The organism is Mesorhizobium sp. M0496, assembly GCF_040321205.1.
Lineage (GTDB): Bacteria > Pseudomonadota > Alphaproteobacteria > Rhizobiales > Rhizobiaceae > Mesorhizobium.
This window is the reverse complement of record NZ_JAMYRC010000015.1, coordinates 1-13,096: the sequence shown is the minus strand read 5'-3', so window position 1 is coordinate 13,096 and position 13,096 is coordinate 1. Positions and strand designations below refer to the sequence as shown.

Sequence of the window (13,096 nt, the reverse complement as noted above, 5' to 3'; positions counted from 1 at the left end):
GCCGCCGATCGCCCTTACTGAGTTGCCATCGCCTTTATCGCCGCCATGACTGTCGCCGGGTCACCGTTGACGTACGACATCGGGCCGCATTCCTGGCGAGGATCGGCAGCGTAGGACGTCAGATTTGCGGGTCGCTTGCAGGGGGCCGTTTTCTCTTTGACCGTACCGCAGCCGGCAACGCCGGCCGCGATCACGAGCACGAACGAGGCCCTGACTATGTGAGCAGGCTTAGTTGCCACCGTAGGTCAACGCCTTCTTCGAGTTGGAAATGTCGGTGAGCCGGCGCTGGTTGTCGGCCTGCAGAGAACCGACAGCACCGTTCATCACGCCGATGAGCTCGTTGATGGTGAGGCCGGCCTGGACCTGCAACTGGGTGTTCTGATCGATCGACCCCTTGATGTCCTGAGCCTGGCCGATGCTCTGTCCGGCTTGCTCAAGGGCGCTCCGGCGTGTCGTCACGGCCTGCTGCGATCCGGTCACAAGGGCCGAAACGCCAAGGACCGTGTTCATCAGCTCTTCATAGGACTTGTCGCTGGAAAAGCCGCTGTTTGACTTGCCAGAAAGGCTTTTCACGAGCTGCAGGCCATTGATGAAGGTGGTCGCGATCTTGCTGATGTCGCCACCCATGCCGCCGAAATTTGGCACACCGCCTGACATGATGCTGTCGAACGAAGGCATGGAGGACACGCTGAAACCGTTGCCAACAGCCAGATTCTGCATCTGGTTGGCATCACTGCCGCGATCGCCGGTGACGGCCTTCAACGTGTCTTCGACAGTCGACAGGATGTCCTTGTTCGTGTTCAGGATCTTGTCGGTGGTCATGGCCGTTTCCTTGGCCACCTTGAGATTGGCGCCGTCGATGACCGGCACGCCTGATGCCCATGTCGCGGAAGCAAAGAGAGCCGAGCACGCAGTGAGAATAGAGCGCTTCATGGAAGGTCTCCTTATTGAAGCTTGAGTTGCAGGTTGAGGGTGGATTCACGCTCGCGCTTCTGGACACAGGCCTTGTCCGCCGGGCTCCATTCGAACCCTTCGCGCGGGTCGCACAGACCAGTGGTTTCGCGCGGCATTTCGCCTTTGTTTTTGTATCCGGACGACTGCGATGAGCCGGACGTCTCGGTCAGCTGCATCGTGTTTCTTGAATTGAACAGGCCTGCCATTGTCGACCCGAGCAGGATGACCTGGTTCATCATTTCGAGATTGGCGTTTCGCGCACCGGAATTGTGGTCCCAACTGTCCTGAATGGTTCCAGTGGTCAGGCCGCCGAGCTGCTGCAGCCATGACGCGACGTTGGCGCCGCTCTCCTGCGTGGCTTGCGACGTCGCCATGGCGTTGATCGTCGAATCCCGCATGCCAGTGTACGATGTGCTGCCGCCGCCATAGTTGATCGGGATGTTCGCCCCATTCGCCCCACCGAGTGCTGGCAGCCACTGTTGCGTGATCTTTTTGACGTAACCCTGTGTTTCCTTGAACGGCGGGATGCCACCGTATTTCTGGACGTTGCCGTGACCAGAATTGTAGGCGGCAAGTGCCAGATTCATGTTGCCGCCGAACCGCCTGAGCTGCTGTTTCAGATAGCGGGCGCCGCCACGCAAATTGGACTCGATATTGTAGCGATTGACCCCGAGATCGCTTGCGGTCCCCGGCATCAGCTGGGTGAGGCCGTATGCGCCGGCGCCGGATTGGGCGCATGGATTGAAACGGCTTTCCTGGTAGACGAGAGCCATAAACAGGTTCTCGTCGACGCCTTCTTCCCTCGCGACCCTTTTGACCAGGCCGACGATTTCCGGGTTGGCTTTCGCGGCCGCGACCGGATCGTCCTTGCGACCTTCCCTGAAGACGGAGCAGGTCACGCCTTTGTTGATCGAAAACCGGTCCTTGTCGGTCTTTTCGATTTCGCCGTTCTTGTCCTTCCGATCAGTCTTTGTATCGAGGTTCGTTCCGTCGATGACGGGAACACCGGACGCCATCGCCGGAACGGGGGTGGCGAGTGTCGTCACCAGCAGGCCAAGGGCCAGACGATTTCTCATTGAGCCTTCTCCCATCCGCAAAATTCAGCCAGCCACTTTTCCGGCTCGTCGCCGTATTGTTCCCGAAGTGCGGCGCACTCCTCGATCGTCTTCTTTCGGCCCGACAGGACCTTGACCATGTCGGGCATCGACGACAGATCGAGCCGGGCAATGACCGAATCATTCCCGTGCTTGACGAGAAAAGTGCGCTTCTCAGGCGGGGTGTTTTTGATGAAGTTGAATTCTTTGACCGTCAGGCCAAAGCGGGTGATGTAGCTTTCCTCGTCCGCGCGCGGATTAGGGAAGTGGATGTTCGTTGCCGATTGCTCGATCAGCGTGTGTGATGCGCGGGCCTTGGCGATGTCAGCCGCCGACTGCGTTCCGAAACCGACAATGCCGTTGAGCTTGCGGATGGTTTTCATCTTGTCGACGATGAACGCCGAAAAGGTCTCGTCCTGGAGCAGCTGCCAGCCTTCATCCATGAAGAACATGACAGGATCGCCGTTCAGCAGCTCATCCAGCCGATGATACAGGTACATCAGCGCCGGTGTGCGCAACTCTTCATTTGCGAGGATGTTGGTCATGTCGAAGCCAAAGACACGATGTCCTGAGAACGACAGAACGTCGTGCTGAGCGTTGAACAACCATGCCTTTTCGCCGTCGATCCATGGCCGCAGCCGTGCATGAAGGTCGTTGGCGTCTGCGCGAGAGCGGCCGACGAGCAGGGTCGACAGGTTCACCAGGTTGCGCTCAGCCGCGGGCTCTTGCATGAGCCGAGCCAAGGCCTTCTCGAGTGTGTCGTCGTCTTCCTGGCTAAAGTCGCGACGATCGTTGGCGCGAAGCATTGCCTTTAGCAGCCGCAGGAGAAAATCCCGGTTCGGTCCGGTGTTCTCGAGCTGGAGAGGGTTGAAGCCGGTGGGTGTTTCCGGGGACAGTACCTCGTAGGTGCCGCCAACCGCCCGAATGAAGATCTCCGCACCGCGATCTTTGTCAAAGAAAACTGCCTTAGGCGCGGGATTGATACGCATAGCCTGGGCAAGCAAGAACGTCAGGCCGACCGTTTTGCCCGAGCCGGTTGGACCGGTGACGAGAAAATGGCCAATGTCGCGTTGGTGAAAGTTGAACCAGTACGGCGTTTGCGAAGTCGTTTCCAGGATCGTGATCGGCAGGCCCCAATGCACGCCGTCGGATTGCCCCGTCGCGAAATTGTGCATCGACGACAAACCGGCAAAATTGCCGCTCGACAGCAACGCCTTGCGGGCGATGTAACTGTGATTTCCCGGCAATTGCGCCCAAAAGGCTGCTTCGAGGTTCATATCCTCGCGCAGCCAGTTGATGTTCATGTCGGTGAGGCATGCCCCAAGCTCGGAGACCGCCTTGCTCACGCCCTCCAGATCGCGCGACAGGCACAACAGTGTCAGATGGTGGAAGCCGAAAACGGCTTCCTGGTTCATCAGGCTGTTAACTGCGAAATCGATGTCGTGTTCGACCGAGCTACCCGCTTCATCCGAGGCCTGGATTTGACGTTGCAGGCGCGTAATTCGCTCTTGAGCAATGGGCTTGTCCGCGATCGTGAACGATTGCGTCAGAATGAACTCGTGATTGACTTGCAAAAGGCTGTCGAGCATTCCCGGCCCTGTGAAGGGGGGATATTCCTTTACCGACAGAAGCGCGCCGAAACGACTGTCCTCGTCGACAGCGGCTTGTGCCTGCATGGTCCGCTTGCTGAAATGTAGGCGAGACGTGCCGACGTAGTTGCTGATGCCCATGCGCGGAAGCCGCATCTTACGTGGCACGCCGCAGGTCAGGATTGTGTTGAAGAACTCGCAGGGTTCGGAATATGGCTCGCCGTCGCGGCGAACGATGCCGAGCGCACGTGCGCCGTATTTCTCGAGCTCGCGCGTGATGTTGGTGACCAACTCCTCCAGTTCCGTCACGTCCTCGCGTGACTGCTGAGAGCGACCGTCGCTGCTGGCGTTGTTGAGTATCCGCTTAAGGGTGTCACCGATGCCGAGCGCACCCCTCATGCCTGACCTTACGATAGTCAGGTAGATCTCGTTCGTGAACATGCGCTTGTGGCGCAACTGTTCCATGTAACGCTTGTTGAGCAGGTCGCAGAACGGATCATCAAAAGCGCCTCCGATCTCGGTTTCAACTGCGCGGCGGATGACCGTCGACCACAGCGAAAACCGGCTGGAACCGAGCGCACGGATCATCGTGTTTTGCACGACGGAGCGCATGTTTAGCGTGGCCTGGTCCTCAGTCTGGAAGAATAGGCCGTCGAGCTTGATGACGCTGATCAAGGCGCCATTTTCCAAGCCGATCACCGTATCGGAGACATGGCGCAAATAGGGAATATGAGTCGACATACGCCGCTCGTTCTGAGCGGCCTTCCCAAACCCAAGCTCATCTGTGACGACTTTCAGCATCGGCTATGGTCCGTATGAATTGGCGCCCCAAAAACTCTTGTTGCGCGTACGGGGCGTCTTGCGCGACGCAACCTGCATTACGTCGAGGATCTTGCTGTCCCAGGTGCACACCGTGAAAAGGACGAGGTAGGCGATTGGTGCGGTCAGCAGTGCCCACAGGGAGTTGGAGCCCAACCACCCTATGATCGTAAAACCGACGACGATAACGACGGCCATGTAGGGCACACCCCAAAGCGTCGGTGAACGGGTCAAGCCGATCACCAGCGGTGTCAGGGCAGGCTTTTCGTCCTCGAACTCAGCCATGGCTATTTGCCGACAGCCGCAATCATTTCATCGACGATGGTTGGCGCGCCGAAGACCAGGCCAATGCCGACGATGACGGCGCCTGCCGTGAACCACGACAGCCGACCGGCGAAGGCGAGAAAACCAAGGCCGATCACCGCAATGATCGCTAGTAGCCGGCCGAACGGACCGGTGATGAAATCCACGATCATTTGAACGGCCGTCTGCAGTGGCGCGAAGGCGCCGCCGCCACCACCACTTTGCGCCAAGGCTAGATCGACGCCGGCGATGTGCACGGCCGCAGCCAATCCAAGAACGGCTGCCAGCTTCCATGCGCCGACCCTCGGTCCCTCAGTTGCATTGCACTTCATGCGTTCTCTCCTTCAAAAGTGCATCACTCCACCGACAAACTTGCCGGTCTTCTTCACGGCGATGACACCGACGTCGACGTCCTCATCACCGGCTGCGATTGTTGTGGTCCCGGATGCATTGGGCTTTGCCCTCGCCGCCGGCATGGGCAAACCGAGCTGGTAATTGACTACCTTGGCGACGTAGCTGACGGTTTCCCGGAACGGCGGGATGCCGCCGTACGCGTAGATCCGTTGCTCGCCGCTGTTGTAGGCAGCGGCGACAAGCAGAGGATTTTGGAACTCGTCGAGGAGGACCCGCAGGTATTTCATGCCGCCTTCTATGTTCTGCTGCGGATCGCAGATGTCCTCGACCTGGAATCGTTCGGCGATGGCAGGCATGAGCTGCATGGGGCCGCGTGCGCCCTTGTCCGAATTGCGAGTTTGGTCGAAGCCGCTTTCCGCCCAGGCAATCGCCGTGGCGAAAACCTCGTCGACCTTGTGACGCCGCGCCGCATCGACAACTAATTTCTTGATTTCCGAAGGGCTTAGCGGTGACGGACCGCAAGCCTGCACGCCTGCCGTGCTGTCTTGAGCCGGGTTTTCTAAGCCATTTTGGGTAATCTGTCCTGTCGGTATCTTACCCACAATGGTATTTTCCGGAGTGTCGTCTTCCGTCGTGTAAGCCCCCTTCAGTGTACCAATATGGGTGTCTGCCTGGCGGCCCTTTTTGGCTGTCTTCTCTGGCGTGACAACGCCGTCCTCGCTGACGACGTACTGACCGCCGCTCAGGCTCCATCTAGAATCGAAAATTCTACTGATCGCAGCGTCATTGACGCTTTCAGTTTGCGCGAAAATATTCACAAAGTTGGCGGATTGCTGCGCTTCCTGGGCCGTTGCGGCGCCAGTGGCGAGCACATTCAGCAGGGTCGAGCAAATCAGAGCCCCGCTGCCTGCAATGCCGCTCGTTCCAGCCCTTTTCGTCATCGCGACCCGCCCCATTTGCGGTGTTGAGATTGTGGTGAAAACCGATTAAGTTCGCCGTTGTATGAACCGATTTGGTGTAGCGATACAAGTTTTTGCGCCACACTTGAACCCCAAAAGTGGGATTCGGCATGAACCAAGATGGTAAAGGGCTGGAAATGAAACGGACCATCCTTGCTGCATTCGCAGGTTGCGTTATCGCAACGCCGGCCTGGTCGGTGGACAACGTCAACAAGGACTACATCAAGTCGCTGGCGACACCGGGCAAGACGGTGCTGGTCGTCGAATACTACGACGGCAGCGGCAAAGCCGTGGACCGCAAGGGCTACGCGTCAGCATCCGGATATGTGGCGGTATCGCCCACGGATTTCCGGGTCGATGGCAAGACCAATCTTCACCTATACGGGCTCCAGCCGTGCCAAGGTGAAGTGGTCAACCGGAAGGAAGGCTTTGCCGGCACTTGCGCCGACTTCGCGCAACAGCAGCTGCAAATCATGCTGAAAAGCCCGAAGGTCATCTTCTGCCGGGCCTTCGTCAGCGAGCAGTCGTCACCGACGCAGAATGCCACCTGCTATGGCTACTACAATTATCCCGGCAGCCTCGATTCCGTTGATATGTTCGAGGAGCAGCTTTTGTCCCTTGGCGCGTTGCGCCTGACAAAAAAGCCCGATGGCTCCTATGACCGCCCGGACCTCGCGCAGGCCGAAGATATCGGCAAAGAAGGGTCCTACGGCATGTGGGCCGATCCGCGAGTGAAGGCCCAATGAGGTGTTCACTCGCCCTTACGCTCACCGTGGCCAGTGTTGCAACGGCTCTTAGTGCGCCTGACGGCTATTTTGACTTGGAGCCGGGCATAACACTGGAAACCGGCGACACCTGGGTTGCAGAGGGGCAACGCTATCACCTGTTTGGGGTTCAACCCTGCCTTCGCGGCACCAACTACACCGACTTGAAGGGGCAAAAGCGCGATTGTGGCGATGCGTCCCTGGCAATGTTTGCTGCCTATATCAAGGACACCAAGCCGGTTTGCGCGCCGGTCGCCAAGACCGCGGACCTAACCTACGTCATCTGCTATGCCACCTTTGGCAAGGATCGCCTCGACCTCGCCACCATGATGATTTCGAGCGGCTACGCCTTCGCTTCGCTCGATGACCAGGGCATGCCACTTCATCCGCCGTACTCCGTGGCCGAGCTGGACGCCCGCGAACGCAAGGCCGGTCTCTGGCAGTTCCCCGATGTTGTGCACCCGGCAGTCCTGTTGGCCAAGACAGCCAACGAGCGCGCCAAGAAGGAGGCGAAGCAATGAAAGCCCAACTCCTCTTGTCGGCAGATGCTTGCCCTCACCGCTGAGGCCGTCGAAGCGGCGGATGTCATCAGGAATGAGCCTGTCCGCAAGGTCTACCGGCCAGCCGTAGAACCATCCGCCGCCCAGGTGACCCGGGTGCATCCTGTTCTAAGGGGGCGGGTCGCGGTCATGGACGGGCGGACGCTCTGGTACCCTCAGTACGCACAGAGCGTCCAATTGGCCGACATCGACGCTTGCGAGCTGCCGCAATGGGCACTCGATCCCAAGTGGGAAGACCGTGAGCGCGTGAAGGCTCCCCCACCCGTTCCGTGCGGACCATTTGCCAAGGCATGGCTTAAACGGACAGTCGGCAACAAGTCGGTGACCTGCAACGTCGTCTCCTACAGAGTCGACGGTACGGCGATCGCGCGCTGCACCACCGGCGCTCGAGATCTTGCCCTGGAAATGCTTCGTGTTGGCTGGGCGCGAGTTGCCTCGCCCTATCTCGTCAATGGCCAATATGCCGCCTATCAGCGTTACGCCATGGCCGCGCGCTACGGCATGTGGGCAACCTACGTGCTCGACATGAATGAATGGCGCCGCAAGGCGGTCGACAAGACGCCAGATCGCTGGCCGATCGCTGATTTCAATCTGCTGGCCGAACGCGAGAGTGAAATATCCCCGCCTTTTGCCGATGCCCGCAAGCGACTGTTGAGGACAGACCGATAGCTGCCGGACTTCGTCTACATGGCAGACGCTTCGAAGCGAACCGCTCCACCCCAACGACACACCGTCTGTCGCCTGGGCGACGCCCGCAATAATCAGAGGACCGCCTGACATGAGACACCTGATTTATGCCGCCGGCATCGCCGGCGCCGCGCTCCTTCCAGCCACAGCGGCCAAGGCACGAGACGCATCCTGGGGCTGCCAAGTCCTGCTTTGCGCAGCCTCGCAAAACCCTTCCTGGCATGGCGTGGAATACTGCGTCCCGCCGATGATCAAACTTATTGCTGCCATGTCGAAGCCTGGCTTCTCGTGGCCCATCTGCAACGAAGCAAAGGCCGGTGCACCGGGTCGTGAGGAATATGCCGATTGCCCCGAAGGGACCAAGATCGGCTATAGCCAATATGGCCGGGACGGAAATCGCAGCGCACCGGATCGTTGCGTCAAGACCCCCAACACCTGTCAAACGCACCCCGGTCTAGACGGTCCCGCCCATCAAGCAGGCGTGATCTTGAACCGCCGTGCCCGTGACGGAGAAAACTCTTGCATCAAGCAGATTTCCTCGCAGCGGCCGAGGCGCGCTGACCCCTGGTACTTCGACATTCCGAATGATCAGGGCGTCAAGCAACGCCACTGGTTCAATCTGAATCTCTAGTGGGTCAGAGCGATGAACAATGCCGTCCTACTCGCCATAACAGCCGGCGTCGGCCTTGCGGCGGGCGGCGGCGGAATCTGGCTGGCAATTCCACACCCGACTGTCGAGGCAAGGACCATTGCCAAGGCCGAGCTCACGGCGGCGATAGCCGCTGATCCCTCACTGTGTCCTCTGCCAGTCGTGGAGAAACCGTCAGAGGGTGAGGCCCTGGCTGCCTATCAGAACGCGCGATCCAACTCACCGTTGGTCTGGGATCGCAACGACCTGCCGAAGATCTCGCTTGCCCTTGGCCAGTGCGACAAAAACAACAACGGCCCCGGCGTTTCGTGCATGACCACGGTCAAGATGTCGCCCAAGGCACAGCCTCTCAACCGTGTTGTGGGCTTCGCAAAGGCAGCCAACGGCGGATGGATTGCCACAATCTTCTAGGCCGATACGGGAAAGGTGTTCGTTATGGAAGATCAATTTCTCGACTACGTGACGGTCCTTGCAACAGCGGTGGTTTGCTTCGTCATCTCACTCTGCTTCGGCTGGAACTTGCTGGCTGCGTTGCTTTTTGGAATCGTCACCGGCGCGGTACAGGCCGGACTCATCCGCCTGGTGCATGGAAGGCCTGACTTGCTGTGACAGACCATCAAGGAAACGTCTGCGCTACAAAAGAGCCCGCCTGGGCGGTGGGCTTTTCCCTTGATGTTGTGCCATCAATCAGCACATGAATTTTTTGGCCAGAACTGTCCCGAATGACCGGAGTCGACCCGTTGCTGTCGTCGAAGATACGTCCCTCTAAAGACTGCTTCGGCCTACCAGAGCTTTAAGCACCTGTGGCATGCAAAAGCCCGCTTTTCAGCGGGCTTTTTTCACCCCCATGATGGCTGATCACCTCACCCAAACGGCGCCGCCATCTCCATAACCGTCGCCATTTCCCTTTCCTCGAGACGCTCCCGCCTCGCGATCAAATATGCCGCGATGTATACCAGCTTCCCGATGGATTCCCGGTGATCGGTGGGCTGATACCCAATCACGTTGCGCCGCGCCGCGGCCTCGTCCAAGGCGATCACGTCGCCAGCCCCGGGCCCCTTCTCAGCCTCTCGGAACGCTTTGGCCGCTCTTTGAGCTGCGACATGTCGTTCGGTTATGTCGGCCAGCCGCGCATAGCGTTCATCGACATCCCACAAACCCGCCTGTCCCTTCATTCGATCCTCTCCCGTGCCGGCCAAAATCGAGTGATAAAAACGTTGATCAAGGACGAGAGCACGATAGGATACGAAGGCTAGCGAAACGAAACGAAAGCAGCGCCTGTAAGCCATTGATTAAGAATGAAAAAATATTTCTCCCTCCGCCGGGAGACGAAAGTGATTTCAAAGAATTATTCAAGCGGTTGGCCGCGGCGGGTGCTGGTCGGCCATTGGGCAAGGACGGGTTTCCTGCAGGCCCATGGACGCCCGAGCTTCTTGCAGAGGCGATTTCACAGATCGATTCCAACCGGATTGGGGTCGATCTGCGAACGGTGCAGCTTTGGTTTCAAGAGAACGAGAAGGGAATTAGCACTGCCAATATTCGTTGGCTGGCGAGGGTTTTTGGGTGCGATGATCCGGTGGCAACTAGCGAATGGCAGATGGAGCTTAGTGCGGCGCAATCGCGGTTATCGGCCAAGAGACGAGAATGGAAGAGAGCCGGAAGCAGCGTTGCACAGGAGTTTCCAGATACAGCACTGGCTGCGACGTTCGATGAAGACACAGCGTCTCCGGCAGAGCTAAAACGAAATACTGACGCCAAGGGGCCGAGGCGGCGTTTTAGTTTGGCGAGGAAATCGGAGGCTTTTTTTAGTCACGGATCTCCCCTGAATTTACCGGCGTCGGTGTTTGCGGGTGTCACCGCTCTTGGGTTTTTGTCGTATATTACGGGGATTCACAGCGTGACATATGGCCGGGCGGATGGCGTCGTCAAGCAGGTTGGGTTTCTTTGGACAGCGAATTGGACATTCGTCTTCATGGTGTTTTTGCCACTGTTTTTTGCCTTCGTGACCGAGCTAGTGACCTTTTGGAAAGATGAAGGCCGCCCAAAGCTCGTAGCGCACGGCGACAAGATGGAAAGCGACGATGCCTGGGCGCGCAGCGTAGAAGCTTCTTCGTATTCATATTGGGCGGTTTTTTTGATTTGTGTGCTGTTCGCCGGTCTTTTTCAGTGGATCGGCGTGTCATTGATCCCGTTGATGAAAGGTGGTGGCAACTATGCGACGGATTGGGGCTCGCTAGCGATTGTGCGCCCTGAGGTCATATCGGTGCCAGAAGCGGTCGTATTCACCGGGCTCGCTTACCTATACATGTGCGTGTGCTTTTATCTGTTCTTCGTAGGTCTCATTTTGCTCTATACGGTGATCCATGATCTTTGGAGAATTGGAGAAGCAGCGAGTAATCGGCCGGAGATGGATTATCAACACGAGCTCAATGAAGCCAGCCTCAGGGTTATGCGTGGGATTTTTCGGTGTACTGTTTTGGGGATTCTGATTGCCATAGCCATGAAGGTCCAGAGTGCTTACCTGACATCGCGTGGAGAGAATGTTGTGGCTTGGTTGGTCGGAGATATGTCTTCCGCCTTCTATGGGCGCAATGATGTGAGCGCCGGGATCAGCTATCGTAGGCCGACCCACTACAGTAGCCTTCTTATCGCTATTTCGACCTGTGTTGTATTTATGTACGGTTCCATCCGTTTAGGTTTCGAACGTCGGTTTTGTATGCCTTTGTGGAGGATGTCAGCGATCGTAGCGTTACTCGTGACTGGCTACTTGCTGATCGATGCATTCGCTGGCTTTTCGATCCTTCTGGGCGTTGGAATGCTGCTCGCAATATACGGCCTGTTTGATCCAGTGTTGGGGCGATGGCGAGCGAGTAAATTAGGAAACAATCAGAGTGTATCATAGTTGGCTTGATCATTGGGATGAGCGGCGGGCGCGACGCGGTGAGGAAGGGAAGAAACCAACGGATTTCGTCCTTGACGCGGAACGCGCCTTTCCAGGTGCGAAGAAGATAACAAGTGTCGAGGAGTTCTGTGCCCTTGCGGACCAAGCCGTGGCTGATCCAGCCTTTTTCGATGAGCCGAGTGTGAGTGATCAGGGTTTTGAAAGGCTAGATGGGTGGCTCAAATTTCCATCGGCCATTTCTACTGATATCGAACAGAACAATGTCGTCTCGGCGAAAATCACAGAAAGCGGGTCGTTCGACCAGGCGATGGTGATTTTTCACCATTGGAATGCAAGCGCCCGGAATCGTCAGATTGCCAACTTTTTCTCGCAGCGTGGCATCACGGTTGTCGAGATTGCTATGCCTTATCATTTCGAACGCAGCCGTCCCGGCTCCGTGCACGCAGACTATATGCTCAGCCCTAATCTCGGTCGAACGATCCAATCTGTAAGGCAGGCAGTGTTGGATGGGCGAAAACTCATACGTTGGTTGAAAAGCGAAGGCTATCGAGAGATTTCGGTTCTCGGTATGAGCTTAGGTTCCTGGGTAGCGGCCATAGTCGCGGCACACGACTTGGCCGTGTCAAAAGCCTCGTTGTTTCTGACGGCGGGGAGTCTAGCGGACATGGTTTGGACGGGTCGCGCGACACGATCGATACGCGCCAGCCTTGAGCCTGAGATTGAGCTGACCGGCCTCAGAAGGGCCTGGGGTCCACTTAACTTGGAGAATTACGCGCATAGTTTGGCACGGCCTGATCTCGATCTTCAGGTTGTGTTGGCTAAGAGAGACAAAGTGGTGTTGCCAGCGCTATCGGAGAGGTTCATGCAGAGGCTGAAGGACGCCGGGGCCAGGCCAAATATTTTAGAGTTAAACTGTGGTCACTATTCGCTCGCCATGCCACCTTACATTTTGTTGGCCGGTTTGAGCTTGAAGCGGTTACTAAGACGCGGCCGTTGAGCGGTTTCTGTCGTCTGCTGACAAATCGGCCCGGTGAGCATGAGTTTGGCGTTCGCCGGTCAGTTCACCAGTCGACCGTGAACAATCCGCGCTCTAAGCGGCGACCGACTTGGGCCGGAGTTGGAAGAGAGCGATCAAGAGCGACAAAAAAACCTTCAGCCACCTGAGCAGGAGGGAGAAGTTGTAGCCGGCGGCGGCCAGGATGGCGTTGACAGCGTCGCCGTGCTGACCGGCGAGGTAGTTGCGGCTCATGCGGTGCTCGGCCTTGATGTGGCCGATCACGGGCTCGACCGCCGCCCGCCGCCGCATCTGGCGTTTGATGGCCGGAGTGACGCGGCGTTTCTGGCCGCTGGTGAAAACCCTGAACTTGTGGCTTTGCGGTACGCCTCCGGCGAGGGCCGCCTTGCGCGAGCATGGCACGGAAGCGAGGCTGCGCTCTTAAGGTCGTCCTTACGAGCGTAGTTA

General features: G+C 57.8%; 16 protein-coding genes and 1 pseudogene. 8 read left to right on the top strand and 9 right to left on the bottom strand.

What is annotated here, in order from left to right:
- Window positions 1–14: 14 nt before the first annotated feature.
- Genes NKI73_RS15275 through NKI73_RS15245 form a run of 7 tightly spaced genes read right to left on the bottom strand, consistent with a single transcriptional unit; the run spans window position 15 to window position 6,054 of the window.
- Window positions 15–218 (bottom strand): hypothetical protein, encoded by a 204-nt coding sequence (locus NKI73_RS15275; protein WP_352631177.1) that lies wholly within the window; start codon window positions 216–218, stop codon window positions 15–17.
- Window positions 219–228: 10 nt separating this feature from the next.
- Window positions 229–933 (bottom strand): type IV secretion system protein, encoded by a 705-nt coding sequence (locus NKI73_RS15270; protein ID WP_352631026.1) that lies wholly within the window; start codon window positions 931–933, stop codon window positions 229–231.
- A gap of 11 nt (window positions 934–944) precedes the next feature.
- Complete coding sequence (locus NKI73_RS15265) at window positions 945–1,970, bottom strand: lytic transglycosylase domain-containing protein (protein WP_352631175.1); 1,026 nt, start codon at window positions 1,968–1,970, stop codon at window positions 945–947.
- Window positions 1,971–2,026: 56 nt separating this feature from the next.
- Entirely contained in the window at window positions 2,027–4,438 is a 2,412-nt protein-coding gene (locus NKI73_RS15260; RefSeq protein WP_352631024.1) for a VirB4 family type IV secretion/conjugal transfer ATPase, read from the bottom strand.
- Window positions 4,439–4,441: 3 nt separating this feature from the next.
- Window positions 4,442–4,741: a VirB3 family type IV secretion system protein gene (locus NKI73_RS15255; RefSeq protein WP_352631022.1), complete on the bottom strand. Its 300-nt coding sequence runs from the start codon at window positions 4,739–4,741 to the stop codon at window positions 4,442–4,444.
- A gap of 2 nt (window positions 4,742–4,743) precedes the next feature.
- Window positions 4,744–5,091 (bottom strand): TrbC/VirB2 family type IV secretion system protein, encoded by a 348-nt coding sequence (locus tag NKI73_RS15250; protein WP_352631020.1) that lies wholly within the window; start codon window positions 5,089–5,091, stop codon window positions 4,744–4,746.
- Between the two features lie 12 nt (window positions 5,092–5,103).
- Window positions 5,104–6,054 carry a lytic transglycosylase domain-containing protein gene (locus tag NKI73_RS15245; protein ID WP_352631018.1) on the bottom strand — a complete coding sequence of 317 codons (951 nt, stop codon included), beginning with the start codon at window positions 6,052–6,054 and terminating at the stop codon, window positions 5,104–5,106.
- 155 nt (window positions 6,055–6,209) lie between these two features.
- On the opposite strand from NKI73_RS15245, the gene NKI73_RS15240 reads away from it, so the two are divergent.
- From NKI73_RS15240 to NKI73_RS15215, 6 genes are all read left to right on the top strand, one after another.
- The gene (locus NKI73_RS15240) at window positions 6,210–6,818 is read left to right on the top strand and encodes a hypothetical protein (protein WP_352631173.1); all 609 of its coding nucleotides are present in this window, start codon (window positions 6,210–6,212) and stop codon (window positions 6,816–6,818) included.
- Window positions 6,815–7,357 (top strand): thermonuclease family protein, encoded by a 543-nt coding sequence (locus NKI73_RS15235; protein ID WP_352631016.1) that lies wholly within the window; start codon window positions 6,815–6,817, stop codon window positions 7,355–7,357. Before NKI73_RS15240 ends, NKI73_RS15235 begins: the two co-directional genes overlap by 4 nt.
- A gap of 24 nt (window positions 7,358–7,381) precedes the next feature.
- Complete coding sequence (locus NKI73_RS15230; protein WP_502909562.1) at window positions 7,382–8,065, top strand: thermonuclease family protein; 684 nt, start codon at window positions 7,382–7,384, stop codon at window positions 8,063–8,065.
- 109 nt (window positions 8,066–8,174) lie between these two features.
- The gene (locus tag NKI73_RS15225) at window positions 8,175–8,714 is read left to right on the top strand and encodes a hypothetical protein (RefSeq protein WP_352631012.1); all 540 of its coding nucleotides are present in this window, start codon (window positions 8,175–8,177) and stop codon (window positions 8,712–8,714) included.
- Window positions 8,715–8,726: 12 nt separating this feature from the next.
- On the top strand, window positions 8,727–9,143 hold the full coding sequence (locus NKI73_RS15220) for a hypothetical protein (protein WP_352631009.1): 417 nt from the start codon (window positions 8,727–8,729) through the stop codon (window positions 9,141–9,143).
- Between the two features lie 24 nt (window positions 9,144–9,167).
- Window positions 9,168–9,341 (top strand): hypothetical protein, encoded by a 174-nt coding sequence (locus NKI73_RS15215; RefSeq protein WP_292191162.1) that lies wholly within the window; start codon window positions 9,168–9,170, stop codon window positions 9,339–9,341.
- Between the two features lie 254 nt (window positions 9,342–9,595).
- Here the strand turns inward: NKI73_RS15215 and NKI73_RS15210 are convergent, their stop codons facing one another.
- Window positions 9,596–9,907 carry a hypothetical protein gene (locus NKI73_RS15210; protein ID WP_352631006.1) on the bottom strand — a complete coding sequence of 104 codons (312 nt, stop codon included), beginning with the start codon at window positions 9,905–9,907 and terminating at the stop codon, window positions 9,596–9,598.
- Window positions 9,908–10,020: 113 nt separating this feature from the next.
- On the opposite strand from NKI73_RS15210, the gene NKI73_RS15205 reads away from it, so the two are divergent.
- Entirely contained in the window at window positions 10,021–11,634 is a 1,614-nt protein-coding gene (locus NKI73_RS15205; protein ID WP_352631004.1) for an RcgA family putative transporter, read from the top strand.
- Entirely contained in the window at window positions 11,624–12,631 is a 1,008-nt protein-coding gene (locus NKI73_RS15200) for an RcgR family putative quorum lactone hydrolase (RefSeq protein WP_352631002.1), read from the top strand. The genes NKI73_RS15205 and NKI73_RS15200 overlap by 11 nt, the downstream gene beginning before the upstream one ends.
- A 93-nt stretch (window positions 12,632–12,724) precedes the next feature.
- Here the strand turns inward: NKI73_RS15200 and NKI73_RS15195 are convergent.
- Window positions 12,725–13,012 (bottom strand): annotated as a pseudogene (locus tag NKI73_RS15195) (transposase); the annotation flags it as partial.
- Window positions 13,013–13,096: the final 84 nt, after the last annotated feature.